The organism is Micromonospora sp. DT47 (genome assembly GCF_049844475.1).
In the GTDB taxonomy this organism is placed as follows: domain Bacteria; phylum Actinomycetota; class Actinomycetes; order Mycobacteriales; family Micromonosporaceae; genus Micromonospora.
On sequence record NZ_JBNCLC010000005.1, the window covers coordinates 95388 to 120554 of the forward strand.

Sequence of the window (25167 nt, forward strand, 5' to 3'; positions counted from 1 at the left end):
GCTGTGGATAACGGCTGTGGAAACCGGCCAAGTTGTGGATAACCCTGTGGACCGGGGGCCGGTCGGTGAGCTCCGACCGGCCCGGCGAGGTCCGTCAGATGTCGAGGAACCGCACGTCCTTGGCGTTGCGCTGGATGAACGAACGGCGGGCCTCGACGTCCTCACCCATCAGCACGCTGAACAGCTCGTCGGCGGTCGCGGCGTCGTCGAGCGTGACCTGGCGCAGCGTACGCGTCGCCGGGTTCATGGTGGTTTCCCAGAGCTCGGGATAGTTCATCTCGCCGAGACCCTTGAACCGCTGGATGTCGTCCGGCCGGGCGTTGGGCTTCTTCTGCTGGCGCAGCCGGATCAGCCCGTCCCGCTCCCGGTCCGAGTACGCGTACTGGGCGTCGTCGCCCTTCTTGTTCCACTTGATCTTGTAGAGCGGCGGGGCGGCCAGGTAGACGTGCCCCAACTCGACCAGCGGGCGCATGAAGCGGAACAGCAGGGTGAGCAGCAGCGTCTGGATGTGCTGGCCGTCCACGTCGGCGTCGGCCATCAGCACCACCTTGTGGTAGCGCAGCTTCTCCATGTCGAAGTCGTCGTGGATGCCGGTGCCCAGCGCGGTGATCAGCGCCTGGACCTCGTTGTTCTTCAGCACCCGGTCGATCCGGGCCTTCTCCACGTTGAGGATCTTGCCGCGGATCGGCAGGATCGCCTGGGTACGCGGGTCGCGCCCCTGCTTCGCCGAGCCACCGGCCGAGTCGCCCTCGACGATGAAGACCTCGGACTCGCGCGGGTCGGTGGACTGGCAGTCGGCCAGCTTGCCGGGCATCGAGCCGGACTCCAGCAGCGACTTGCGCCGGGCCAGCTTCCGCGCCTGCTGCGCCGCGATCCGGGCCCGGGCGGCCTGGGACGCCTTGGTGATGATCATCTTGGCCTCGGCCGGGTTGCGGTCGAACCAGTCGACCAGCCACTCGTTGCAGACCCGCTGCACGAAGCTCTTCACCGGGGTGTTGCCGAGCTTGGTCTTGGTCTGGCCCTCGAACTGCGGGTTGGCCAGCTTGACCGAGATGATCGCCGCGAGCCCTTCGCGGATGTCCTCGCCGGAGAGCTTCTCGTCACCCTTGAGCAGCTTCTTGTCGGTGCCGTACCGGTTCACGACGCTGGTCAGCGCGGACCGGAAGCCCTCCTCGTGGGTGCCGCCCTCGTGGGTGTTGATGGTGTTGGCGAAGGTGTAGACCGACTCGCCGTACGACTCGTTCCACTGCATGGCGATCTCGACCGACATGCCCTCCTCCTCGGCGCCGAACTCGACCACCGTCTTGTGGATCGGGTTCTTCGAGGCGTTGAGGTGCCGGACGAAGTCGGCGATGCCGCCCTGGTAGCAGAAGGTGACTTCACGCTGCCGGCCGTCCTCCTCCTCCGCGACCCGCTCGTCGAGCAGGTGGATGGTGAGGCCGCGGTTGAGGAAGGCCATCTCCTGGAGGCGCCGGTAGATGGTCTGGAAGTCGAAGTCGACCGTCTCGAAGACGTCCGGGTCCGGCCAGAAGGTGACGGCCGAACCGCTGCGGTCGGTCGTCTCACCCTTCTCCAGTGGGGAGGGCTTCGAGTTGTGATACTGCTGCCGCCAGACGAAGCCGGACTTGTGGATCTCCACGGCCATCCGGGTGGAGAGGGCGTTCACCACGGAGACGCCGACACCGTGCAGACCGCCGGAGACCGCGTACGCCTTGCCGTCGAACTTGCCGCCCGCGTGCAGCACGGTGAGCGCAACCTCGACACCCGGCTTCTTCAGCTTCGGGTGCAGGTCGACCGGGAAGCCACGGCCGTTGTCGGTGACCTCGACCCCGCCGTCTTTCAGCAGCACCACGTCGATGGTGTCGCAGTAGCCGGCCAGCGCCTCGTCCACGGCGTTGTCCACGACCTCCCACACGAGGTGGTGCAGACCGCGTTCACCCGTCGACCCGATGTACATACCGGGCCGCTTGCGGACCGCCTCGAGCCCCTCGAGGACGGTGATCGACTCGGCGCCGTACTCCTGCTTGTCCTGCGCTGCCACCCTCGGCCACTTTCTCGCGCCGTCCGCGCCAGGGCGCGGGGGCGCGGGTTCGGCGGACAGGACGCGACGTCGGCGCCCACGGACCGGCCCCGGGAGTCCCGGTCACGGATCGCATGCGCCGGTCGCCGCGGTTGCCCGCGGATCGCGATCGGCTCCACCCGACGCGGGACAATGATCAAGGGCCCTGCGGGCCCGTGTCCGTCGCTCCGTGTCGAGTCTTCGTCTCGCCGTCAATCTTACTGTGCGCAGACGACAGAACCACCACTCGGCACCCCTTCGCGGCGGCTGAGACCTCCGTAGCGGGCCGAATCGTGCTGTCCGCGACTCCCCCTACACGCGAGGGGAAGATCGGGGGCGGCGCCGCGCGGAGAAACGCCGGTGGGTCGACGCCCGGGCGGGGGTCGCGCGCGGACCGGTCGTACCGTACCTTTGCGGCGCCACCGGTGCTCGTCTTGATCTTTTCTATCCGCAAGCGGGACGATCGACCCGATCGGTCCGACACGTGCTCACAAGGGGTGAGGCCAGATGGGGCTGGACAACGTCGCGGTGCACTGGCCGCGGACCGGCCGCTTCTACGACCCGGTCGCGCCGGCCGAGTTCGTGGACTTCGGCGAGATTGTGGACATCCCTCGGATCTCCGCGCCCACCGCCGCGATCGCCGAGCACATCGCCAAGACCGGCACGGTCCGGGCCACCGCCTACACCGAGCTGGTCGACCTGATCCTCGGGCTGGAAAATGTGCTCTACGCCACGGACGCCGCCGCCGAGGACGAGGACCCGGTGATCGACCCGGACGGCTGCTCCTGGATCGCCGACGGAATGGAGAAGTTCGTCGTCCAGCATCGGCTGTACGGCGAGGTGGTGACCTTCGAGTCGGTCAGCGAGGTGCTGCGCGCCCTGCTGGGCGACGGCCGGCTGGCCGAGCAGCAGCTGCGCTGGCTGGACAGCCGGCTCGACAAGCTGCGCGACGAGAGCGGCGAACCGCCGCAGTGGGACTTCACCTGCGCCGAGCTGGGTGTGCTGGCCGCCTTCTTCCGGCGCTGCGCGGACCGCGGCTTCGCCGTCTACGCCGACGCCTGACCCGGATCACCGACCCGGTCGCAGTCAGGACGGGGTCGCCGGACCCGGCGTCGCGGCGCGGTTGGCCGCGGCGATCACCTCGGTGAGAACGGTGTGCAGGTGCCGAAGTTCCTCCACCGGCAGCCCGAGCCGCTCCACGATGGCGGGCGGGATCCGCTCGGCGTGGGCGCGCAACGCCGTACCGCTGGCGGTGAGCGTGACGGCGAGGCTCCGCTCGTCCGAGGCGTCCCGCTCGCGCCGCACGTAACCGGCCGCCTCCAGGCGCTTGAGCAGGGGCGACAGCGTGCCGGGGTCGAGCTGGAGCAGCCGGCTGAGCTCCCGTACGGACAGCGGCGCGTACTGCCAGAGCGCGAGCATGACCAGATATTGCGGATGGGTCAGCCCGATCGGCTCCAGCAGCGGCCGGTAGACGGCGACAACGCCGCGCGCGGCGACGGAGAGCGCGAAACAGACCTGCTGCTCGAGCGCCAGGGGATCCCCGTCGAGCTGATCGGGCACCGTCGACCTCCTCATCGTCGTTGCCATCGTACCAACGTTTGGTGTACCAATTATTGGCGCACAAACGGTCGGCGATGGAGAGGTCAGGCATGGGCAAGGACGGGAAGGCTTCGAAGGCACCGGGCGAGGGCGGTCGGTTCTGGGCCTGGGCCTACAAGTACGTCGCCGGTCCCGCCGAGGGGGTGCAGGGCGCGGTCCAGGGCGGGTCGACGCAGGCCCGCGAGCTGTGGAAGCAGGACCTGGAAAACCGCAAGCGCTGGAGCCGTGAGCAGCGGGAACGCAAGCGCGCCGCGCGGGAGGCTCGGCGCGCCGAGCGCTGATCGTCAGCCGTAGGTGTCCCGCGGGCCCCGGCCGCGGACCCGACGCGGCCCCCGCGACCAGGACGGCGCCGCCGGGCCGTGGATGTGCAGCTTGCGCACCACGTTGTGGCCCACCTCGCCGGCGATCCGCTTGAGCAGCGAGCCGGCGAGCAGCCGCAGCTGGGTGGCCCAGGCGGTCGAGCGCGCCTCCACCGTCAGCTCGCCGTCCTCCAGCTTCACCGGCCGGCTGTGCTGCGCGATCTCCGGCCCGACCACCTTCTCCCAGGCGCCGAAGACGGTCGCCTCGGCGGCCGGCTGCTGCCAGCCGCGCGCCTTCATCAGCCGCTCCAGCACCACGCCGAGCGGCTGCGGGTCGCGCGGGTCCGGGCCCGGCCCGGAGTAGCCACGCAGCCGCCGCTCGCCGCCCTCCCCGCCGACCACGCTCTTCCGGCGGGTCTGCGCCGCCCCCCGGCGGGCCTTCGCCGCGTCCAATACCGCCCGGGCCAGCTCCGGACCGGCCGCACCCTCAGCCGTCCCGGGCCCGGCGTCCGCACCGGCGTCAGCCGGTCGCGCGGCGTCGCCCTTGCCGGTGGCTCCGGCACCCTTCGGAGTACGCGCGCCGCGCGCCCCGCCCCCGGCCACGCGGCCCGGTCCACCCGTCGCCTTCGTCGGCTCGCCAGCTCCGCCGGTGCGCTCCGGATCAGTCGACACGTCGTACCGTCCCCTCGCCCACCGCGTACCGGGTGCCGCGCAGGGCCGCCGGCACGTCGTCGTCTACCGCACAGGTCACCAGGAGCTGACCGGCCCCGCCGACCAGCTCCGCCAGCCGCTCCCGCCGGCCCGCGTCCAGCTCCGCGAAGACGTCGTCGAGGACCAGCACCGGCTCGATGCCGTCGGCGCGCAGCAGGTCGTAGCCGGCCAGCCGCAGGGCCAGCGCGTACGACCAGGACTCGCCGTGGCTGGCGTACCCCTTGGCGGGCAGCGGGCCGAGGGTGAGGGTGAGGTCGTCGCGGTGCGGCCCGACCAGGGTGGTGCCGCGCTCGATCTCGGCCGACCGGGACTCCGCGAGCGCGGCGGTCAGCGCCTCGGTCAGCACCGCCCGGTCGGTGGTCGGCTCGGCCAGTTCCAGCGACGGCCGGTACGCGATCCCCGCCGCGCCCCGGCCGGCGGCCACCGCGTCGTACGCCTTGGTGACGTGCGGGGCCAGCGCGGCGACCAGCTCCAGCCGGCCGGCCAGCAGCTCCGCGCCGTGCTGCGCCAGGTGGGTGTCCCAGACCGCCAGGGTGGACAGGTCCCCGCCGCGCGACCCGCCCGTCTTGCGGGCCAGGTACGCGGTGCGCAGCAGGGCGTTGCGCTGCTTGACCACCCGCTCGTAGTCGGCCCGCACCCCGGCGTACCGGGGCTGGCGGAGGACCAGCAGGTCGTCCAGGTAGCGGCGGCGTTCCGCCGGGTCACCGCGGACGAGTTCCAGGTCCTCCGGGGCGAAGAGCACCAGCCGCAGCGCGCCGAGCACGTCCCGGGCCCGCCGGGCCGGGGAGCGCCCGAGCCGGGCCCGGTTGGCCTTGCCGGGGACGATCTCCAGCTCGACCAGGAGCTCACGGCCGTCGTGCACCACCGTGCAGCGGATCACCGCCGAGGAGGCGCCCATCCGGACCAGGGGGGCGTCCGTGGCGACCCGGTGCGAGTCCAGGGTCGCCACGTAGCCCAACGCCTCGACCAGGTTGGTCTTGCCGACACCGTTGGCGCCGATCAGGACGTTCGGCCCCGGCTCCAGGTCGACGCCGACCCGCTCGTACGAGCGGAAGTCGACCAGTTCGAGCCGGCGGACGTACACAGGCTGTGGATACCGTCAGCGCTTGCGGACGGCGTGCCCGCCGAACTGCTGGCGCAGCGCGGCGACCGCCTTCATCGCGGGCGACTCGTCCTGCCGGGACGCGAACCGGGCGAAGAGCGAGGCGGTGATGACGTTCAGCGGTACGGCGAGCCGTACCGCTTCGTCGACCGTCCAGCGCCCCTCGCCCGTGTCCTCGGTGTAGCTGCTCAGCTCGGCCAGCTCCGGGTCCTCGTCGAGGGCCCGGTCGAGCAGGTCGAGCAGCCAGGAGCGGACCACGGTGCCCTCGCGCCAGGACTTGAACACGCCCGGCACGTTGGTCACCAGCTCGGAGGCGGCCAGCAGCTCGTAGCCCTCGGCGTAGGCGTGCATCAGGCCGTACTCGATGCCGTTGTGCACCATCTTGGCGTAGTGGCCGGCGCCGACCGGGCCGGCGTGCACGAAGCCGAACTCGCCCTCCGGCTTGAGCGCTTCGAAGATCGGCATCAGCCGGCCGACGTGCTCCTGCGCGCCGCCGACCATCAGGGCGTACCCGTTCTGCCGGCCCCAGACGCCGCCGGAGACGCCGGCGTCCAGGTAGCCGATGCCGCGCTCGGCGAGCCGCTCGGCCCGCGGCGCGTCGTCACTGAACCGCGAGTTGCCGCCGTCGATGATGATGTCGCCCTCGCCCAGCACCCCGGCGAGCTCGTCGATGGTCGCGTCGGTCACGCCGGCCGGGACCATCACCCAGACCGCGCGCGGCGCCTCCAGCTTCTCGGCCAACTCCGCCAGGGTCGCGACGTCGCTCAGCTCCGCGTTGTGGTCGAAGCCGACCACCTCGTGGCCGGCGGCGCGCAACCGCTCGCGCATGTTGCCGCCCATCCGGCCGAGTCCTACCAGGCCGAGCTGCATCTGCTCCTACCTCCGTGCGTCGGGGTCTGCTGGAGTGCGATCAGCGGGACACGCGGATCGGCATGATGAGGTACCGGTACCCCGGGATGACCTCGCCATCCTCGCCGGCGGGGGAAATCACCGCAGGCTTGAAGGCGTCGACGAACGAGAGCACCGCGTGCTGGGCGCCCAGGTTGGTCAGGCCGTCGATCAGGTACTGCGGGTTGAAGCCGATGGTCAGCGGCTCACCGGTGAAGGTGGCCTCCATCGCCTCGCTGGCCCGGGCCTCCTCAGTGCCGCCCGCCTCGACGACCAGGCCGTCGGAGCTGAAGCTCAGCAGCACCGGGGTGGTCCGCTCGGCCACCAGGGCGACCCGCTTGACCACCTCGATCAGGTTGCTCACCGGGACCCGCGCCTCGGCGTTGTGGGTGGCCGGGAAGAGCGAGCGCACCGGCGGGTAGTTCGCGCCGTCGAGCAGCCGGCTGGTGGTGCGCCGGGTACCGCCGGTGAAGCCGATCATGCCCTCGCCGGCGGCGCCCTGGGAGAGGGCCATCGTCACCTGGCCGCCGACCGGGCCGAGCGCCTTGGCGGTGTCGTGCAGGGTGCGGGCCGGCACCAGGGCGTTGATGCTGACCTCGGGGTCGTCCGGGTTCCAGTCCATCTCGCGCAGCGCGAGCCGGTAGCGGTCGGTGGCGAGCATGGCCAGCGTGCCCCCGGAGAGCTCGATCCGGACGCCGGTCATCATCGGCAGGGTCTCGTCCCGACCGGCGGCCACGGCGACCTGGGCGACGGCGGCGGCGAAGGCCGCCGCGTCGATGGTGCCGGCGCTCTCCGGCATCTCCGGCAGGGCGGGGTAGTCCTCGACCGGCATGGTCGGCAGGGTGAACCGCGCGCTGCCGCAGACCAGCTCCAGGTGCGCGCCGACCGCGGCGATGTCCACCGGCTTGGCCGGCAGCGCCTTGGTGATCTCGGCGAGCAGTCGGCCGGAGACGAGGGCGGCGCCGTCGGCGTCCCCCTGCACTTCGACGGTCACCTGGCTGGAAACCTCGTAGTCGAAGCCGGAGACCTGCAGGTTGCCGTCGGTGACCCGGAGCATCACCCCGGCCAGCACCGGTACGGACGGCCGGTTGGGCAGGCTCTTCGCGGTCCACGCCACCGCTTCGGCGAGCGCGTCGCGCTCCACTCGGAACTTCATCAATGCCTCCGCGTCGACGTCATCGACAACTCTCTCATGCCGACCGCTGCCCACCGCCCCGCCCGACCGTGCGGGTACCCCTCGCACCTTAGGGCGCATTGGCATCGGCTGTGCGCCCGACCCCGTGGATCCTGCCGGTGCTGACGGGCTGTCCCCGGCCGTTCCGGCCCGATCCACAGGAAGTCCAACGGTGATGATTGGTTTTTGTTGTTTAGAAGAGATAACTCATCGTCTTCATCGCACCTGTGCAAACTGTGGAGAACCGGCGTCCGCGCAGGCCAGGAAGGTTATCCACCGGTGAGTTGGCTGTGGAGAACCGGGGGGTAAACCCGTGTGCCGGTCCACAGCCCGCGTTGTCCCCAGAGTTGTCCACGGTTGTCCACCGGTTGTCCACGGGTAATCCACCGGGTTTCTCCCCAGTGCTGTGGACACCGCGGACGACCGTGATCGACGTTGTCCCCAGAACCTTCAACAGGCCGCCCACAGGTCGACCGTCGTCGGTGGACAACCCCGCGGTCGTCCCCAGGCGTCCACAGGTCGTCCCCAGGGTTTGTCCACAGCCTGTGGGTAACCGGCTCCGGACGGAGCGTGGTTGTCCACCGACTGTGGAACAGGGGATGTGGACAACCGGGTCGTGCTGTGGACGAACATGACACCGATCGTGGACCCTCGACCCGCTCCAGGGTCAACCCCGGGATCTCCACAGGTACGGAAAACGCCCGGCCGATAGCTTGGCCGGGCGCCCCCAATCCCCTCGCCGGCGGTCGCCGGTGTGGCGTACGACTCAGGTGTTCTGCTTGATCCGGTTGGTCAGCTCGGCGATCTGGTTGTAGAGCGAGCGCCGCTCGGCCATCTGCTGGCGGATCTTGCGGTCGGCGTGCATCACCGTGGTGTGGTCGCGGCCACCGAACGCCTGCCCGATCCGGGGCAGCGACAACTCGGTCAGCTCGCGGCACAGGTACATGGCCACCTGGCGGGCGTTGACCAGCACCCGTGAGCGGGACTGGCCGCGCAGGTCCTCCAGGCTCACCCCGAAGTAGTCGGCGGTGGAGGCCATGATCTGGTCGGCGTTGATCTCGGGGCCGGAGCCGTCCGGGATGAAGTCCCGCAGCACCTCCTCGGCCAACGACAGCTCGACCGTCGAACGGGTGAGGCTGGCGAACGCGGTCACCCGGATCAGCGCCCCTTCCAGTTCCCGGATCGAGCTCGACACCCGGGAGGCGATGAACTCCAGCACGTCCGGCGGGGCGTACATCCGCTCCTGGGCCGCCTTCTTCTGCAGGATCGCGATCCGGGTCTCCAGGTCGGGCGGCTGGATGTCGGCCAGCAGGCCCCACTCGAACCGGGTCCGCATCCGGTCCTCCAGGGTCGCCAGTTGGCGCGGGGAGCGGTCGGACGTGATCACGATCTGCTTGTTCGCGTTGTGCAGGGTGTTGAAGGTGTGGAAGAACTCCTCCTGGGTGCGCTCGCGGTTCTCCAGGAACTGGATGTCGTCGATCAGGAGGATGTCGACGTCCCGGTAGCGCCGCTGGAACGCACTGGTCTTGTCGTCGCGGAGCGAGTTGATGAAGTCGTTGGTGAACTCTTCGGTGGAGACGTAGCGCACCGATCGGGCGTTGCCGAGGGTGGTGGCGTAATGCCCGATCGCGTGCAGCAGGTGGGTCTTGCCGAGCCCGGAGTGACCGTAGATGAACAACGGGTTGTACGCCTTGGCCGGTGACTCGGCCACCGCGACGCTCGCCGCGTGGGCGAACCGGTTCGACGAGCCGATGACGAACGTCTCGAACATGTACTTCGGGTTGAGCCGGTTGCCGCTCTCCGCGCCGCCGGGGCGGCGGTCGCTCCCCCCGCCGGGGCGGCGGTCGGCGCCGGCCCGGCCGGGGCCGCTGTCCGTACCGCTGTCGCGGGCCAGGCCGCGGGGCGGGTGCGGGTCGCGCGACGGCCGGGCCTGGTCGCGGTACGGCGGCTCGAAGCCGCGGCCGTCGCCCTCCGGCGCGTCGGCGCGGGGGCGCCGGTCGAAGCCGCGCTGCTCGGGTGTGGGGCGACTCACCCTCAGCGGCTCGGCGAAGCCGGCGCCGAAGAGGGTGTCCTGGCCGCCGTCCCGGCTGGCCGGGATCAGCCCCGGGCGGTGCCCGTCGTGTGACGCCGGCGCGGTCGCCGGGTCCGGCTCGGCGGGCCGCTCCTGGTACGCCTGCTCCGGGTAGTCCGGCCCCGGGAACGGCTGCTGCTGGAAGGCCGGCTCCTGGTACGCCTGCTCGTGGTCGCCGAAGGCCGGGGGGTGCGCGGCGGCGAAGTCGTCCCGACCGCCGTCGAGCTCCAGCGCGGTCTCCGGGCCGCTGCGGTAGACGGTGCCGGCGGCCGCCCCGGAGGCGTCCTCCGCGACCCGGACGGTGACCGCCACCTGGATCGGCCGGCCCAGCCGGCGGGTGAGCGCCTCGGTGATCGCGGGCCGCAGCCGGGACTCGATCACGTCCCGGGTGAAGGCGTCCGGGACGGAGAGCAGGGCGGTGTCCTCCACGATCGCCCGCAGCCGGGTGAGCCGCAGGTACGCACGCTGCTGCGCGGAGATGATCTCGTCGGCGAGTTCGTCCGTCGCCGCGGTCCACACCGCGGCAAGGTCGATCGTTCCGGCCACCGTCGTGCCACCCCCCTCGCCTCTGCTCCCGGCCGCCGCTGTGGTCCAGTCGGCCGTTCCGGGCCCGCCACCGTGTTCGAGCGGGTGGTGCCTCACCCACCGGACGGCTGACCGACCGGCATCCACAAGTTATCCACAGCCTGTGTGTACCGACCGATTGTGGCCGCCCGCCGGACGCGGGTCGGACCTGCCCCCTGGCGGGAGGGGCGTTGAAGCGGGTTCACCGTGCCGAACGATTCACTGCCTTGTCCGGTCTTGGCGGTCAGCGACACCTCGCACCCCCGACGCTGACCGCAAACGCGCACGGTAACAGCGACGACGGGGCACCATCAACCGACGATTCTCCCCGTCCTTGTCGGCATCAGTGAAAACCACCTGATCGGTCGCGCCGCCGGCCGCCGCGTCGCCCGTCGTGGGTTGTTTGACGGTCATTGCCCCCCTGCGTAGGCTGGAGGGGCTGCTCTGTCGCCCTCTGCTAGGGTGATGGCTGCTTGCTGTCCGCGGTCGCGTCCTCGCATCGCCGAGGTCCCGCGTCGCCGGGCAGCACCGATCGGGGGCCACCGCCGAGGTGGCCTGGACCACCACACGACCCTGGGCGACCCCGTGCCGGGGACGTACGAAAACGGAGAGCCTGACGTGAGCAAGCGCACCTACCAGCCGAACAACCGCCGGCGCGCGAAGACCCACGGCTTCCGGCTGCGCATGCGCACCCGTGCCGGCCGCGCCATCCTGTCGAGCCGCCGCGCCAAGGGTCGCACCACCCTGTCGGCCTGAGGCCGACCGGTCCGGTCCGGGGGACGTGGGCAGTCGTGCTGACGGCCGCACAGCGACTGCGGCGCAGTACCGACTTCGCCGCAGCGGTCCGGGGTGGTCGACGCGCCGGGCGAGGCGCGGTCGTCGTCCATCTGACCCTGCCGGCGAGCCCCGAACCCACCGCGACAACCTCGCCGGAGCCGGCGCGGGACAGCGGCACGGAGACGATCTCCGTGCCGACCCGCGCCGGCTTCGTCGTGTCCAAGGCCGTCGGCCCCGCCGTGGTCCGCAACACGGTCCGGCGACGGCTGCGGCACCTGGTCCGCGAGCGCCTGGCCGAGCTGCCCGAGGGAAGCACGCTGGTGGTCCGGGCGTTGCCCGCCGCCGCCGAGGCGTCGTACTCCCGGCTCGGGGCCGACCTCGACGCGGCGATCGCCGCCGCGCGGGCGCCCCGGGGGCGGCGGTCCCGGTGAGCGGTGGATCCGCCCCGCCGCGGCCGGCGAGCATGGGTGCCCGGGTGCTGACCGGCCCCATCATCGCGTACCGTCGTTGGATAAGCCCGGCGCTGCCGGCCCGCTGTCGGTTCTACCCGTCGTGCAGTGCGTACGCCCTGGAGGCGGTGGCCCGGCACGGCGCGCTCCGGGGAGCCGGCCTGACGGTCCGGCGGTTGTTGCGCTGCCACCCCTTCCACCCAGGTGGACATGACCCGGTGCCGGAGCCGGGCGGCCGCCGTCGTGCCGATGTGACTGGAGCCCTGTAGTGAGTCTGAGTCTCGACTGGATCTACTACGCGATCTCGTGGATCCTGCTGACCTGGCACTCGGCCTGGGACGCCATCGGGGTGCCGCTCGACGCGGTCATTGGTACGAACTGGGCCTGGATCCTCGCCATCGTGTTCCTGGTGGTCACCGTCCGGGTGATCCTCTTCCCGGTCTTCGTCAAGCAGATCAAGTCCCAGCGGGCCATGCAGACGCTCCAGCCCAAGGTCAAGGAGCTGCAGGAGAAGCACAAGGGTGACCGGGAGACGCTCCAGAAGGAGATGATGGAGCTCTACCGGAAGGAAAAGGCCAACCCGCTGATGGGCTGCCTTCCGATGTTCCTCCAGATCCCGGTCTTCCTCGGCCTCTTCCACGTGCTGCGCCGGCTCGACCCGGCCAAGGAGAGCAAGACCCTCTACGGCTGGACGGTCGACCAGTTCGAGTCCGCGTCGCAGGCGAAGCTCTTCACCGCCCCGATCGCCGGCAAGTTCGGGTCCACCGCCGACGAGCTGGCCCGGCTCGGCGCCAACGGCACCACGGTCAAGGTCATGGCCGGCATCCTGGTGCTGGTCATGATCGGCACCACCTACCTGACCAGCCGCCAGATGATCCTCAAGACCGGCTGGGCGGAGGACCCGCAGCAGCGGATGGTGCAGCGGCTGATGCTCTACGGCATCCCGGCGTCGCTGCTGATCTCCGGCGCGATCTTCCCGATCGGCGTGATCATCTACTGGGTCACCAACAACCTCTTCACCCTCGGCCAGCAGCAGTGGGTGCTCCGCAAGTTCCCGCCGCTGGTGACCAACCCCAAGGCGGGCACCCCGAGCCGCGGCCCGGTGCAGCCGGCCAAGACCGGCGGCTTCCTGAACCGGCGCAAGCCGGTGGCGCAGGCGCCGGCCAAGCCGGCCGCGCCGAAGGTCGCCGGGCCGAAGCCGGGCGCGAAGCCCGCGAACCCGAAGAAGAGCCGGCCGGCCAAGCGGCAGGGCTGACCTCCCCGGGTCGCCGGCACCACCGCCGGCGGCCCGGGCCCGGCACCGCGCAGCCGCCGTACGGCCGGCGCCGGGCCGGAACCGCCGCGCGCAGCGCGGTCACGGGCGAGACTGCCCGTACAGACGTGCCCGTGGGCACCGGCCATCTCCCGCCGGTCACCCCGGGAAACCAGCGGACCCGACGGTCCGGCCGAGCGAGTACGGAGTTGAGACCGTGACCGACACCAGCATCCCCAGCGCGGACGCCTCCCTGGACGAGGAGGCCGTGCCGACCGCCGCGACCGGTGAGGGCGAGCCCGAGGAGGGCGGCAAGGAGAAGAAGGCCGCCAGCGAGACCGAGTTGTTCGCGCAGAGTGAGATCGCCGCCGACTACATCGAGGGCCTGCTCGACGTCCTCGACTACGACGGCGACATCGATGAGCTGGTCTCCGGCGGCCGTCCGGTCGTCGAGGTGGTCGGCGACCGGCTTCAGAACCTGGTCGGTCAGCGCGGCGCCACCCTGGAGGCGCTCCAGGAGCTGGCCCGGCTGGCGGTGTTCCGGCAGACCGGCACGCCGAGCCGGCTGCTGCTCGACGTCGGCGGCTACCGCGCCAACCGGCGCAAGGAGCTCGCCGCGGTCGCCAAGAACGCGGTCGAGAAGGTCAAGGAGCAGGGCGAGCCGGTCCGGCTGGAGCCGATGTCGGCCTTCGAGCGCAAGTGCGTGCACGACGTGGTCAACGCGATGACCGGCGTGGAGAGCGAGTCCGAGGGTGTCGAGCCGAACCGGCGCATCGTCGTACGGCCGGCGGACTGACCTGGTGACACGCGACGACGACACGGCGGGTGCCGTGAGCGGCCCGGGTGGTACGCCGCCCGGGCCGTCGCCTGTCCGCCCCGTGCCCTCCCCGCAGGACGCCGCGCTGCCGGCCGAGCTGGCCGCTGCGGCGCAGACGCTCTTCGGCGACCGGCTCGACCTGGCGGCCGGGTACGCCGAAATGCTCGCCACCGACGGCGTGGTGCGGGGCCTGATCGGTCCGCGGGAGGCGCCGCGGATCTGGGACCGCCACCTGCTCAACTGCGCCGCCGTGGCGGAACGGATCCCCGAGGGCGCGTCCGTGATCGACGTCGGCTCGGGCGCCGGCCTGCCCGGGCTGGTGCTGGCGATCGCCCGGCCCGACCTGACGGTGACCCTGGTCGAGCCGCTCGCCCGGCGTACCTCCTTCCTGATCGAGGCGGTGGAGCGACTCGGACTGGCCCGGATGGTCCGGGTGTTCCGGGGGCGCGCGGACGAGGCGGCCACCGGAGAGACCGGGGTCGGCCCGTTCAGCGCCGACGTCGTGACGGCCCGGGCGGTCGCCCCGCTGGACCGGCTCTCCGGCTGGTGCCTGCCGCTGGCGGTACCCGGTGGTCGGCTCGTCGCGCTGAAGGGCGCCTCCGCCGCCGAGGAGATCGCCGAGCACGCCGAGGCCGTGGCCCGGCTCGGCGGCGGAGAGCCCGCCGTGCACCTCTGCGGCGTCGGGGTGATCGATCCGCCGGCGACCGTCGTGGAGATCGTGCGTGAGCGGGTGGTCCGGCCGCCCGGCGCGAAGAAGGCGCCGAAGCGCTCGCGGGGCGGGCGGAAGCGGGCCCGCTGACCCCGCGCGCTTCCGCCTCGTCGGGCCGGACGTGGCGGGCTGATAACCGCGATGGACCCACCGCGCCCGTCCCCCGTAGGCTGACCGCGCGTCGATAGTGTGGAGCGGGCGGGTGCGGGGGCACCGGGCTCCGACCGTTTCCGCCAAGCGGTACGCGCCGCGGTGCCGAGCATGCGTGCGGCCAGTTGACGAGGTGCGGACCGACCATCCGGAGCGGGTAGGGATGACAGGTGCATGACGACGGCAGGTACGACGATTCACGGGTGATCCGCCCCGAGGGCCCTCCCTCCGGACCGGACCCCGTTTCACGTGAAACCGACCAGCAGTGGTCGACCGGTGGTCAGCCCACCGTCCGTCCGCCGGACAGCGATCCGACCGTACGTCGGGACGTACCCGCGGTCGGTGCGGCGCGTCCCCACCCGGAGTCGTACGTCGCTCCGCCGACACCGTCCACGCCGGACGGCCGGCCGGCCAACGCGCCGGCCGACCGGTCGGCGCCGGCACGGGGTAACGCCGGAGCGCCGTCCCGGTTCGAGAATCCCGCCGCGGGCAACGTGCCGCCCACGGTGCCGCAGCAACCCCAAGCGGGCGACGTGCCGGACTCCACGTCCGTCATCGTTGACACCCCGGAGTCGGCGCCCGGCGATCTTGCCGGGGCCGCGTACGTTTCACGTGAAACCCCGACGCGCGAAGAGGATGACCCACCGTTGGCTATGGAGGCGATGCGCGCCGTGCAGATCCTTAATCCGAGTGGCGAGGTGACCATGCCCCGCCCCGCGCGGACCCGGGTGATGTGCGTCGCCAACCAGAAGGGCGGCGTGGGGAAGACCACGACCACCGTGAACCTGGCGGTGGCGCTGGCCCTGCACGGGAACCGGGTCCTGGTGGTCGACCTCGACCCGCAGGGCAACGCCTCGACCGGGCTGAACGTCCCGCACCACACCGGGATCCCGGACGTCTACGACTGCCTGATCAACAGCGTGCCGCTGGAGGAGGTGGCGCAGGAGGTCGAGGGCATCCCGAACCTCTGGTGCGTACCGGCCACCATCGACCTCGCGGGCGCGGAGATCGAGCTGGTCTCGGTCGTCGCCCGGGAGTCCCGGCTCGTCCGGGCCATCACCGCGTATCCGGGGCACTTCGACTACATCTTCATCGACTGCCCGCCCTCGCTCGGGCTGCTGACGGTGAACGCGCTCGTGGCCGCGCAGGAGGTGCTGATCCCCATCCAGTGCGAGTACTACGCGCTGGAGGGGCTGAACCAGCTGATCAACAACATCAACCTGGTACGCCAGCACCTGAACCCGAAGCTCGAGGTCTCCACCATCCTGCTCACCATGTACGACCGCCGTACCCGGCTGGCCGACGCCGTGGAGCAGGACGTCCGGAACCACTTCGGCGACAAGGTGCTCCAGGCCGTCATCCCGCGCAACGTCCGCGTGTCGGAGGCACCGAGCTACGGCCAGTCCGTGATGACCTACGATCCCGGTTCACGGGGGGCCACGAGCTACTTCGAGGCCGCCCAGGAGATCGCGGAGCGCGGCGCCAGGGAGCCGGTGAGCCGGAATGCGTAGTGCGGACGAGTCGCTGGGAGGCGTTGCATGAAGAACCGACCCCGTGGCGGTCTGGGTCGAGGACTCGGGGCGCTGATCCCCACCGGGCCGGTGCAGGACGCATCGGGCACCATGGCCGCGCCCGTGGCAGAGGCCGACGCCGCACGGTCCGCGGTCGAGGCGTCTGCCGAGACCCCGCCGTCGCCGGCGGTGGCAGCGACCACGCCCGCCCAGCCCGAGCCGCAGCTGAGCCCGGTGCCGGGAGCACGGTTCGCCGAGATCCCGGTCGACGCGATCGTGCCGAACCCGAAGCAGCCCCGGCAGGTCTTCGACGAGGAGGCGCTGGAGGAGCTGAAGACCTCGATCCAGGAGGTCGGCTTCCTCCAGCCGATCGTCGTCCGCCAGCTCGACGGCGAGAAGTACGAACTCGTCATGGGCGAGCGGCGGTGGCGGGCCGCGCAGGCGGTCGGCCGGGAGAACATCCCGGCCATCGTCCGGGACACCAAGGACGACGCGATGCTCCGGGACGCGCTCCTGGAGAACATCCACCGGGCCAACCTCAACCCGCTGGAAGAGGCGGCCGCGTACCAGCAGTTGCTGGAGGAGTTCGGCGCCACCCACGAGGAATTGGCCCGGCGGATCGGCCGGAGCCGCCCGCAGATCTCCAACACCATCCGACTGCTGAACCTGCCGGCGCCGGTGCAGCGACGGGTGGCGGCCGGTGTGCTCTCCGCCGGGCACGCCCGCGCGCTGCTGAGCCTCGACGAGCCGGAGGCGCAGGAGCAGCTCGCCCTCCGGATCGTCGCCGAGGGCATCTCCGTACGGGCGACCGAGGAGATCGTGGCCCTGGCGCTCAGCGACGGGCCGGCGAAGACCCCGGCCGCGAAGCGTCGGTCGAAGCCGCACGCACCCGCGCTGACCGATCTCGCCGATCGCCTCTCCGACCGCTTCGACACCCGGGTGAAGGTCGACATCGGGCGGAGCAAGGGCAAGATCACGATCGAGTTCGCCACGGTCGACGATCTCGAGCGGATCGTGGGGATCATCGGCGTCGAGCAGCAGGAGCCCGAGGGCTGAGCTGGCACCATCCGGCATCACCGGCCGCGGCCCCTCTCCGGGGTACGCGGCCGGTCCGCTTTCGGCCCGGCTCGTGGCTCCGCCCTCGGACGGCAACCGGGCCGGCCACTGGACCGTCGTTGCCTGCCGCCTGCCGTCTGCCGTCTGCCGTCGGTTCGTCCATTCGGAGGTTCCGGCTCTCGTCGGCGCCTGGAGGAGCCGACCCCGGTGGGCGCTGTGAGTCGTCCCTCCTCGTTCCCGGCGTCGGCCGACTGGCTGTTCCCGCCGACGCGGGCAACCCGCAAGCCGCCGTAGGGCCCGAGGAACCCTCATGCGGCCGCGCCCTGGTCGGCGTCCGCGTTTCACGTGAAACCGCCGCTGCGTCTCTCTGAGGGCCCGGAATGCGGCTCTGCCGGCGTCCGATGGGTGGCCGGCAGTGATCGGAGAAACCGGTAGTCGAGCTGGGGTGCGGACCGGCGGGCTGGCCGATTTCCAGGGCTGCTGATTTCACGGGCGCTGTTCGGTGCCGCCCTGTTTCGGGGATCCGAAGCTGGCATTGACGCGATGCTCGCCTGCGCGGCATCCCCAAGCGCGCTGGCCGTGGCCTGGCTTGCCCGGCGGGTGCTGGCCTGGGCGGCACCGAGTGCCAGTGGCGCGCTGCGGTGGCCGCCCTGCTGCTCGGCCCGGTGGACCTGGCCAGCCGGCAGGCGCGAGCTGCGGACTCGATCCCGTGCCGGGACGCACATCCGCGGCGCGGGGTGAGCCGCGAGATGGCCGAGCCGGACGGTCGGTACCCGCACCGGCGACCGGCTCGTCCCTGCGGGTGCTGTCGTCGTTTCACGTGGAACGGCGGGGCCGGCTCGTCGTTTCACGTGAAACCGGCGGCGCCGCTGTTGAGGTGGAACTGGTGGCGCGGCAAGGTCGATCGTTCCGGCCGCCGTCGTACCACCCCCTCGCCTCTGCTCGCGGCTGCCGCTGTGGTCCAGGTGGCCGCCCCGGGCCCGCCGTGTGATGTGGAACTGGGGTACCTGCCCGGGGGGTCCCGTGGAACTGAGGATGCCGGCCCGTCGCGCCACGTGAAGCAGGACGCCCGGCCCGTCGCGTCACGTGGAACCGATGACGCTGGGCCTTCGCCTCAACGGAGCCCGCGGAGCCGGCTGAGCGGCTGGCGGGATGGCCCTGCGGCACGACCACCGGGGTGGTTCGCCCGCCGTGTACGGGGACGGTCCACTACCGCGCCACGTCTATCCGGCTCCCGCCCCGGCCAATTCTTCCGACTCCGCTGCCAGCCGAGCCCCGACTTCGGTGCCGCCTGCCTGTGTTCACCTCCATCCGTCGCTTGGCAGCCGGCTGCCTCTTCGGCCTTCGGCAGATGGCCGCGTCCGGGACTCCGGCTTTCGACGACGCGCTGGCAGGTGCGAGGTGCGGCTGTTCCACGTGAAACCCGGAGTGGCGGCGATGAAGGCCGCGGGCGTCCCGGCCCTCGGCCCTACGGGCGGTCCCGGCCCTCGGCCCCCACGAGCGGTTTCGGCCCTTGGCCCCACGGGCGGTTTCCGACTCCGGGCCCCCACGGAGCGCCGTCGCGCGCGGCGCACCGGGCCAGTGCCCGTCGTCGGCACCGCGAAGCGGCCAGGGTGTCGCGGCCGGGAGCAATGCGGGCCGGGGGGGCGACGCGTCCGGGAGGGCCGGGGTGGCCGGGAGGGACGCGGCCGGGAGCGAGCCGGCGGGGAGCGTCGCGAGCAGTGCCGACCGGTCACCCCCCGGGCGTCTCGAAGGCTAAAAGCCCCCGCCGGGCAGCAGCCAACCGCCCGTTCGCTCGTTGGGAAGAACGGGCCCACGACGGCTGTGACCGATGCTGTGGATGAGCCCCCAAAGTTATCCACAGCAGTTTTCCACAGGCACCCGTCGTTTCACGTGAAACAGCGCGTCAGACAGCGCTCTGGCCTGTGGATGACGGGCTGTGGTGGTGACCTCATCAGCCTGTGGACAACCCCACTCAGGTCGACTTCGAATGCCGTCGGTGACGGTGCTCGGCCACCTGAGATCTCCTCGCGACCGCCCGGTTCAGGGTAGGGACAGGGGTCGCTGACTCGGTTAGGGTCAGCGTCGTGCACGACACCCCTCCCTCAGTCCCGGACTTCACCCAGTGGCCCTCGTTCCCCTTCGAGGGGGACATCCGCGTCAAGCATCTCGATGATCCGGTCTCGGTCGAGCCTCCCCGCAAGGGCGAGGGGTACCGGGAATGCATCGCCTGCAACGCCCCCGACGACGCCTACATCTGGGTGGGCGAGCGGTGGCGGGTACGCGCCATGGACCGCCCCACCGGCCTGCCGATGGTGCTGATCCTGGAGACCCGCTCCCACCTCGACCTCGGCGACCTGCCCAACCTGCTCGCCGCCGAGCTGGGGGTGATGACGGTACGGCTGGAGCGCGCCATCCGTTCGCTGGACGGCGTCGCCCGGGTCCACGTCAACCGCTGGGGTGACGGCTCGGCGCACCTGCACATGTGGTTCCTGGCCCGACCGTACGGGCGGCTCCAACTGCGGGGCACCTTCCTCTCCCTCTGGGACTCCATCCTTCCACCCATCTCCGAGTCGCAGTGGCGGGAGAACCTGGCCATGGTCGCCGCGTGGTTGGCCGAGTTCGGGGGGCGTCCGCTGGCGGAGCCGCCGCGGATCCAGTGGCAGGCGCCGTCCAGCCTCTCCGCGCAGTCCTCGGCGGCCGCGGAGGCCGCCGAGGAGGAGCCGGTGTCGGTGATCGAGGCCGCCGAGGAGGTCCCGGTGCCGCCGCAGGATGAGGCCGGCCCCGACGACGGTGCGGAGGGGGCGGCGACCGACGCCGACAGCACCGAGGAAGTCCCGGGCCAGCGGTAGCGCCCGTGAGCGGCCCCCGGGACCGCGATCTGGTGGCGCACGAACCGACCGCCGGGGCACTGCCCGACGGTCGGTCGCGGTCGAGGACGGCCGAGTCGGGTCAGGAGCGGCGGGAAGCGGCGCGACCCACCAGCGCCCCGAGCACCCGCCCGAAGTCCAGCCCGGCCGCCTGGATCGCCAGCGGCAGCAGCGACGTCTCCGTCATGCCCGGCGACACGTTGACCTCCAGCACGTGCGGTTGCCCCTCGGCGTCGACGATGAGGTCCACCCGGGAGAGGTCGCGCAGGCCGAGCGCGGTGTGCGCCGCCAGGGCGACCTCGGCGACCGTGGCGGCCACGGCCGGGTCCAGCCGGGCCGGGGCGTGCCAGGTGGTCCGGCCCGCGGTGTAGCGGGCCGCGTAGTCGTACACGCCGTTGCGCGGCACGATCTCCACCGGCGGCAGGGCGCGCGGGCCCTCGCCGAGGTCGACCACCGACACCGCCACGTCCATGCCGGGGACGTACCGCTCGACGAGCGCCGTCGAGTCGTACGCGAAGCAGCCGACCATCGCGGCCGGGAGGGCCGCGGGGTCCCGGACCACGGCGGCGCCCAGGCCCGAGCCGCCCTGGGCCGGCTTGACCATCAGGGGCAGCCCCAGCCGGTCCACGATGCGGTCGAGCACCGCCACCGCGCCCAGCTCGGAGAAGCGGTCGTGCGGCAGGGCCACCCAGTCGGGGGTCGGGATGCCGTTCTCCCGCAGTACCGCCTTCGCCGACGGCTTGTCCCAGGCCAGCCGGGAGGCGCGCGCGTCGCAGCCGACGTAGGGGACGCCGCAGAGGTCGAGCACGCCGCGCAGCGAACCGTCCTCGCCGGTGGCGCCGTGCAGGGCGATCACCACCGCGTCCGGCGGGTCGACGGCCAGTGCCGGCAGCAGGGCCACATCGGCGTCCCGCAGCTCCGCATCCACACCGACCGCGCGGAGCGCGTCCAACACCCGCCGGCCGGACCGCAGCGACACGTCCCGCTCGTACGAGAGGCCGCCGGCGAGCACCAGCACGTGCGGATCGGTGGCGACGGCGGGATCGGTCACGAGGGATCGCTCGACGGGGGTGTCAGCCATGCCGGGAATCATGCCAAGTCGGGTCCGGGGGCGTCCGTGCCGCCCCGTCGGCGCCCGGTCGGGGTGACCGCGCCGAAGACCTTCCGCATGGCGATGTCCTGCTCCATCACGCCGGCCAGCCGGCGCACGCCCTCCCGGATCCGCTCCGGCGGCGGGAAGGAGAAGTTGAGCCGCATGTTGCCGGTCCCGGAGCCGTCGGCGTAGAAGCCGGTGCCCGGCACGTAGGCCACCCGGGCGGCGATGGCGCGGGGCATCATCGCCTTGGCGTCCAGCCCGTCCGGCAGGCTGGCCCAGACGAAGAGCCCGCCGGCGGGCGTGGTCCAGGTGATGCCGGCCGGCATCAGGTCCTCCAGCGCGGCCAGCATCGCGTCCCGCCGCTCCCGGTAGACCTCGCGGTAGACCTTCAGCTGCTCCCGCCACGGCATGGTCGACAGGTACGTCGCCACGGCGGCCTGCGCGTAGCCGCTCGGGCAGAGGATCTGCGCCTCGCTGGCGATCACCAGCTTGTCGCGGACCGCGTGCGGGGCCAGGATCCAGCCGACCCGCAGGCCCGGCGCGAAGGTCTTGGAGAAGGTGCTCAGATAGAAGACGCCGTCCCGGCGGCGGGCCCGCAGCGGCGCGGGCGCCTCTCCCTCGAAACCCAGCTGACCGTACGGGTCGTCCTCGACCACCAGCAGGCCGGCGCGCTCGCAGATGTCCAGCACCCGCTCGCGGCGCTCCTCGCTCAGCGTCACGCCGGTCGGGTTCTGGTAGGTGGGGATGGTGTAGAGGAACTTCACCCGTCGGCCGGCGCGGGCCAGGTCGGCGATCGCCACCTCCAGCGCCTCCGGGACCAGGCCCTCGTCGTCCATCGGCACGTGCACCACCTGCGCCTGGGCGGCCTGGAACACCCCGAGCGCGCCGACGTACGTCGGGCCCTCGGCGAGCACCACGTCCCCTGGATCCAGGAAGATCCGGGCCACCAGGTCGAGCGCCTGCTGGCCACCCACGGTGACCACCACGTCCTCGGGGGAGGCGCCGCAGGAGGCGTCGATGCCGGAGAGCGCCATCACCTCGCAGATCCGCTCGCGCAGCTCCGGGGTGCCCTGACCGATGCCGTACTGCAGGGTGGTGACGCCGTGCTCGGAGCCGAGCTTGCCCAGCATCTCGCCGACCGCGTCGAGCGGCAGCGCGGCGATGTAGGGGGCGCCGCCGGCGAGCGAGACGACCTCCGGCCGGCTGGCCACCGCGAAGAGCGCCCGGATCTCCGAGGCGGTCATCCCGCGGACCCGCCGGGCGTACCGGTCGGTGTAGTCGTCGAGCGTCGTGCCGGTCATGACATCACCTCGATCAGGTGTCGGTCGGGCTCCCGCCGGTGTGGTACCCGCGGTGCCGGCGACCATGGCGGGGGCGGGGCGCCGTTGGTCGATCGTAGTCCCCGACCGCAGCCCCGGCCGCCGTGGCGGGGCGTACGTCCACATTCCGGACCGGCGTCCCCGGCTCGGGTGGGCGTTCGCGCGTCCCCTCCCGTACGGTCGACTGGCGGCGTACGATCGCTCGTCGGGGGGCTGGAAGGCGGCGGCGTCGTACCGCGCTGGTTTCACCTCCGAGCCTATTGTGGGGATGCGCCAATGTCGCGACGTCTGGTCAGTCTGACCCTCGACACCTTGGAAGACCTGCCCCGACCGTGCCGGCAGTGCGTCTACTGGGAGCTCGACCCGGTCTCGGCCGACCGGGCCTGCGCGGCCGGCGACCCTGGGCTGGAGAAGGAGGCCTGGGTCTCCCAGACCCTGCTGGAGTGGGGTTCCTGCGGCAAGCTGGCGTACGTCGACGGCATGCCGGCCGGCTTCGTCATGTACGCCCCGCCGGCCTACGTCCCCCGCTCGATGGCCTTCCCCACCTCCCCGGTCTCCGCCGACGCGGCGCTGCTGATGACCGCCAACGTGGTTCCCGCCTTCGCCGGCGGCGGGCTGGGCCGGATGCTGGTCCAGGGCGTCGCCCGGGATCTCACCAAGCGCGGCATCAAGGCGATCGAGGCGTTCGGCGACGCCAAGTTCGGCGACGACGCGGACGACCCGACCCGGGCCTGCGTCGCACCGGCCGACTTCTTCCTCTCGGTCGGCTTCAAGACGGTCCGGCCGCACCCGCGCTACCCGCGGCTGCGCCTGGAGCTGCGGACCGCGCTGAGCTGGAAGTCGGACGTCGAGTACGCGCTGGAGAAGCTGCTCGGCTCGATGAGCCCGGAGACCCTGCTCCGCCCGGTGCGCCCCGCCCCGGCCACCCGCGGCACCACCGGCTGACGGCCGGCCCGGTCCCGACCGCGCCGGCGGCGGGTCAGTCCACCACCGTGCCGGCGGCCATCACGGCCCGCAGCTCGCTCACGTCGATCGAGCCGGTCGGCACGTCCCGCTCGATCGGGAAGAACATCCGCTGCACCGCGGCCACGATCGCCTCGACGACCCGGTCCCGGAACCGGGGGTCGGTCAGCCGGGCCCGGTCGTGCGGCGAGGTGAGGTAGCCGACCTCGACCCGTACCGCCGGCATCCGGGTCAGCCGCAGCAGGTCCCAGGTCTTGGCGTGGGTACGGCAGTCCCGCAGCCCCGTCCGGGCCACGATCTCCCGCTGCACCAGCCCGGCCAGCCGCTCGCCGGTCGCCGAGGTCACGCCGTTGTCCGTGCCGTAGTGGTAGGTGGCCACCCCGTCCGCCTCCGGGTTGGCGTGCCCGTCGGTGTGCAGCGAGATGAAGACGTCGGCCCCGAGCGAGTTGGCCAGCTGGGCCCGGTCGGTGTCCGGCAGGCAGGTCTCCGGCGCCGGGCCGCGGGTCAGCTGCACCCGTACGCCCGCGGCGGCGAGCCGCCCCTCCAGCCGGCTGGCCAGGTCGTGCACCAGCTCCGCCTCGGTCCAGCGCAGCGGCCCGTCGGCCACCACCACGCCCGGATCGGTGCCGCCGTGTCCGGGGTCGACCACCACCGTCCGACCGACCAGGGTGGGTCCGGACTGCCGGATCGCGTCGGACTCGCGCAGCCACTGCGGACGACCACCGACCACCTTGCGGCCGAGCCGGCGGAGCGCGCCCATGGTGTGCGGTCCGCAGGAGCCGTCCGGCTTCAGTCCGACCTCACGCTGGAACTGGGCCACCGCCCGCGAGGTCCGGATGCCGTAGATCGCGTCGGCGCGGCCGACGTCGTACCCCATCTCCATGAGGCGCTCCTGCAGCGACCGGACGTCCTCGCCGGTGAGCGGCTCGGGCACGGCGTGGTAGAGGGTGCGGGCGCCGAGCCGCCAGCGGGCGGCGTCCAGGGCGCGCCAGGTCTCGGCGCCCACCCGGCCGTCGACGCTGAGACCGCGGGACTGCTGGAAGGCCCGGACGGCGCGTTCGGTGTCGACGTCGAACTCGTCGTCGGTGGACGGCGGGAGCAGTTCCAGGCCGGTCAGGACCGTGCGGATCTCCGTCACTGCGGGCCCCCGGTCACCGGATCGGATCGGACGCACGCTCGACCCCCTCTGCACGGATGCTGGCTGGCCGGGCGCCACGGTCGCGGGACCGGACCTCCGACGGGTGCTCCCCGTAGCGGACGCTTACGGAGCGTACCGTGACCGTCACCACAGGGGTCGGGCTTCGTGCAGGTCACGGCCCGGCAAGACGGAACCCCGCACCCGGGATCGGGTGCGGGGTTCCGGTGGTACGACGGGTCAGAGCGCCGACTCGATCAGCCGGAGCAGCTCGCCCTTGGGCTTGGCGCCGGCGATCGACTGCACCGGCTCGCCGTTCTTGAAGATGGTGAGGGTCGGCACGGACATCACCCGGTAGGTGCGGGCGGTCTCCGGGTTCTCGTCGATGTTGAGCTTGACGATGGTGACCTGGTCGGCCATCTCGCCCGCGATCTCCTCCAGCAGCGGGGAGACCTTGCGGCACGGCCCGCACCATTCGGCCCAGAAGTCCACCAGCACCGGCTTGTCGGACTTCAGCACGTCGGTGGCGAAGCTCGCATCGGTGACGACCTTTGTTGCTCCCACTATGACCCTCCTCGGGGGCATTCGTTCCTGTT

General features: G+C 72.1%; 22 protein-coding genes and 1 pseudogene. 12 read left to right on the plus strand and 11 right to left on the minus strand.

The annotated features are described in order from the left end of the window. Nucleotides 1-94: 94 nt before the first annotated feature. Nucleotides 95-2041, minus strand: a complete 1947-nt coding sequence (gene gyrB, locus ACLQ2U_RS09750; protein ID WP_425750245.1) for a DNA topoisomerase (ATP-hydrolyzing) subunit B — start codon at nt 2039-2041, stop codon at nt 95-97. 525 nt (nt 2042-2566) lie between these two features. On the opposite strand from gyrB, the gene ACLQ2U_RS09755 reads away from it, so the two are divergent. Then, complete coding sequence (locus ACLQ2U_RS09755) at nt 2567-3121, plus strand: hypothetical protein (protein ID WP_425750246.1); 555 nt, start codon at nt 2567-2569, stop codon at nt 3119-3121. Between the two features lie 24 nt (nt 3122-3145). Here ACLQ2U_RS09755 and ACLQ2U_RS09760 read toward each other — a convergent pair whose 3' ends face one another. Next, entirely contained in the window at nt 3146-3619 is a 474-nt protein-coding gene (locus tag ACLQ2U_RS09760; RefSeq protein WP_425750247.1) for a MarR family winged helix-turn-helix transcriptional regulator, read from the minus strand. A gap of 74 nt (nt 3620-3693) precedes the next feature. Between ACLQ2U_RS09760 and ACLQ2U_RS09765 the strand changes: the two genes are divergently transcribed. Continuing rightward, on the plus strand, nt 3694-3939 hold the full coding sequence (locus ACLQ2U_RS09765) for a hypothetical protein (RefSeq protein ID WP_425750248.1): 246 nt from the start codon (nt 3694-3696) through the stop codon (nt 3937-3939). A 3-nt stretch (nt 3940-3942) separates the two neighbouring features. On the opposite strand, the gene ACLQ2U_RS09770 is transcribed toward ACLQ2U_RS09765, so the two are convergent. The 5 genes from ACLQ2U_RS09770 to dnaA form a co-directional block, all read right to left on the minus strand. Next, the gene (locus tag ACLQ2U_RS09770; protein WP_425750505.1) at nt 3943-4560 is read right to left on the minus strand and encodes a DciA family protein; all 618 of its coding nucleotides are present in this window, start codon (nt 4558-4560) and stop codon (nt 3943-3945) included. 58 nt (nt 4561-4618) lie between these two features. Then, nucleotides 4619-5752: a DNA replication/repair protein RecF gene (gene recF, locus ACLQ2U_RS09775; protein ID WP_425750249.1), complete on the minus strand. Its 1134-nt coding sequence runs from the start codon at nt 5750-5752 to the stop codon at nt 4619-4621. Between the two features lie 15 nt (nt 5753-5767). Next, nucleotides 5768-6640, minus strand: a complete 873-nt coding sequence (gnd, locus tag ACLQ2U_RS09780) for a phosphogluconate dehydrogenase (NAD(+)-dependent, decarboxylating) (protein ID WP_425750250.1) — start codon at nt 6638-6640, stop codon at nt 5768-5770. Between the two features lie 40 nt (nt 6641-6680). Continuing rightward, nucleotides 6681-7814: a DNA polymerase III subunit beta gene (gene dnaN / locus ACLQ2U_RS09785; RefSeq protein ID WP_425750251.1), complete on the minus strand. Its 1134-nt coding sequence runs from the start codon at nt 7812-7814 to the stop codon at nt 6681-6683. 784 nt (nt 7815-8598) lie between these two features. Then, entirely contained in the window at nt 8599-10449 is a 1851-nt protein-coding gene (dnaA, locus tag ACLQ2U_RS09790; RefSeq protein WP_425750252.1) for a chromosomal replication initiator protein DnaA, read from the minus strand. A 636-nt stretch (nt 10450-11085) separates the two neighbouring features. Here dnaA and rpmH point away from each other — a divergent pair. The 9 genes and pseudogenes from rpmH to ACLQ2U_RS09835 form a co-directional block, all read left to right on the plus strand. Then, nucleotides 11086-11223: a 50S ribosomal protein L34 gene (gene rpmH / locus ACLQ2U_RS09795; protein ID WP_007453904.1), complete on the plus strand. Its 138-nt coding sequence runs from the start codon at nt 11086-11088 to the stop codon at nt 11221-11223. 35 nt (nt 11224-11258) lie between these two features. After that, entirely contained in the window at nt 11259-11675 is a 417-nt protein-coding gene (gene rnpA / locus ACLQ2U_RS09800) for a ribonuclease P protein component (RefSeq protein ID WP_425750253.1), read from the plus strand. 32 nt (nt 11676-11707) lie between these two features. Beyond that, nucleotides 11708-11962 carry a membrane protein insertion efficiency factor YidD gene (gene yidD / locus ACLQ2U_RS09805; protein WP_425750506.1) on the plus strand — a complete coding sequence of 85 codons (255 nt, stop codon included), beginning with the start codon at nt 11708-11710 and terminating at the stop codon, nt 11960-11962. 5 nt (nt 11963-11967) lie between these two features. Further along, nucleotides 11968-12948 carry a membrane protein insertase YidC gene (yidC, locus tag ACLQ2U_RS09810; protein WP_425750507.1) on the plus strand — a complete coding sequence of 327 codons (981 nt, stop codon included), beginning with the start codon at nt 11968-11970 and terminating at the stop codon, nt 12946-12948. A gap of 214 nt (nt 12949-13162) precedes the next feature. Next, complete coding sequence (locus tag ACLQ2U_RS09815; RefSeq protein ID WP_425750254.1) at nt 13163-13741, plus strand: protein jag; 579 nt, start codon at nt 13163-13165, stop codon at nt 13739-13741. An 82-nt stretch (nt 13742-13823) separates the two neighbouring features. Further along, nucleotides 13824-14561 carry a 16S rRNA (guanine(527)-N(7))-methyltransferase RsmG gene (gene rsmG, locus ACLQ2U_RS09820; RefSeq protein WP_425750255.1) on the plus strand — a complete coding sequence of 246 codons (738 nt, stop codon included), beginning with the start codon at nt 13824-13826 and terminating at the stop codon, nt 14559-14561. Between the two features lie 230 nt (nt 14562-14791). Beyond that, nucleotides 14792-16132 (plus strand): AAA family ATPase, encoded by a 1341-nt coding sequence (locus ACLQ2U_RS09825; protein WP_425750256.1) that lies wholly within the window; start codon nt 14792-14794, stop codon nt 16130-16132. Nucleotides 16133-16159: 27 nt separating this feature from the next. Then, nucleotides 16160-17188, plus strand: coding sequence for a ParB/RepB/Spo0J family partition protein (locus ACLQ2U_RS09830; RefSeq protein ID WP_425750257.1), 1029 nt, complete (start codon nt 16160-16162; stop codon nt 17186-17188). A 2087-nt stretch (nt 17189-19275) separates the two neighbouring features. Beyond that, nucleotides 19276-20004 (plus strand): annotated as a pseudogene (locus ACLQ2U_RS09835) (hypothetical protein); the annotation flags it as partial. Between the two features lie 136 nt (nt 20005-20140). Here ACLQ2U_RS09835 and ACLQ2U_RS09840 read toward each other — a convergent pair. Both ACLQ2U_RS09840 and ACLQ2U_RS09845 read right to left on the minus strand, forming a co-directional pair. After that, a complete protein-coding gene (locus tag ACLQ2U_RS09840; protein ID WP_425750258.1) occupies nt 20141-21139 on the minus strand; it encodes a D-alanine--D-alanine ligase family protein in 999 nt (332 codons plus the stop codon). 8 nt (nt 21140-21147) lie between these two features. After that, a complete protein-coding gene (locus tag ACLQ2U_RS09845) occupies nt 21148-22455 on the minus strand; it encodes a PLP-dependent aminotransferase family protein (RefSeq protein WP_425750259.1) in 1308 nt (435 codons plus the stop codon). Nucleotides 22456-22749: 294 nt separating this feature from the next. On the opposite strand from ACLQ2U_RS09845, the gene ACLQ2U_RS09850 reads away from it, so the two are divergent. Then, nucleotides 22750-23418, plus strand: a complete 669-nt coding sequence (locus ACLQ2U_RS09850; RefSeq protein WP_425750260.1) for a GNAT family N-acetyltransferase — start codon at nt 22750-22752, stop codon at nt 23416-23418. A gap of 34 nt (nt 23419-23452) precedes the next feature. Here the strand turns inward: ACLQ2U_RS09850 and ACLQ2U_RS09855 are convergent, their stop codons facing one another. Continuing rightward, entirely contained in the window at nt 23453-24610 is a 1158-nt protein-coding gene (locus ACLQ2U_RS09855; protein WP_425750261.1) for an N-acetylmuramoyl-L-alanine amidase, read from the minus strand. Nucleotides 24611-24811: 201 nt separating this feature from the next. Next, a complete protein-coding gene (gene trxA / locus ACLQ2U_RS09860; protein ID WP_425750262.1) occupies nt 24812-25135 on the minus strand; it encodes a thioredoxin in 324 nt (107 codons plus the stop codon). Nucleotides 25136-25167 lie beyond the last annotated feature (32 nt).

What these genes read in the sequence shown, in the direction of transcription:
- yidD (WP_425750506.1), top strand. Translation starts at nt 11,708, where the DNA reads ATGGGTGCCCGGGTGCTGACCGGCCCCATCATCGCGTACCGTCGTTGG.
- dnaN (WP_425750251.1), bottom strand. Translation starts at nt 7,814, where the DNA reads ATGAAGTTCCGAGTGGAGCGCGACGCGCTCGCCGAAGCGGTGGCGTGG.
- ACLQ2U_RS09755 (WP_425750246.1), top strand. Translation starts at nt 2,567, where the DNA reads ATGGGGCTGGACAACGTCGCGGTGCACTGGCCGCGGACCGGCCGCTTC.
- gnd (WP_425750250.1), bottom strand. Translation starts at nt 6,640, where the DNA reads ATGCAGCTCGGCCTGGTAGGACTCGGCCGGATGGGCGGCAACATGCGC.
- ACLQ2U_RS09850 (WP_425750260.1), top strand. Translation starts at nt 22,750, where the DNA reads ATGTCGCGACGTCTGGTCAGTCTGACCCTCGACACCTTGGAAGACCTG.
- ACLQ2U_RS09845 (WP_425750259.1), bottom strand. Translation starts at nt 22,455, where the DNA reads ATGACCGGCACGACGCTCGACGACTACACCGACCGGTACGCCCGGCGG.
- ACLQ2U_RS09830 (WP_425750257.1), top strand. Translation starts at nt 16,160, where the DNA reads ATGAAGAACCGACCCCGTGGCGGTCTGGGTCGAGGACTCGGGGCGCTG.
- ACLQ2U_RS09840 (WP_425750258.1), bottom strand. Translation starts at nt 21,139, where the DNA reads ATGGCTGACACCCCCGTCGAGCGATCCCTCGTGACCGATCCCGCCGTC.
- ACLQ2U_RS09765 (WP_425750248.1), top strand. Translation starts at nt 3,694, where the DNA reads ATGGAGAGGTCAGGCATGGGCAAGGACGGGAAGGCTTCGAAGGCACCG.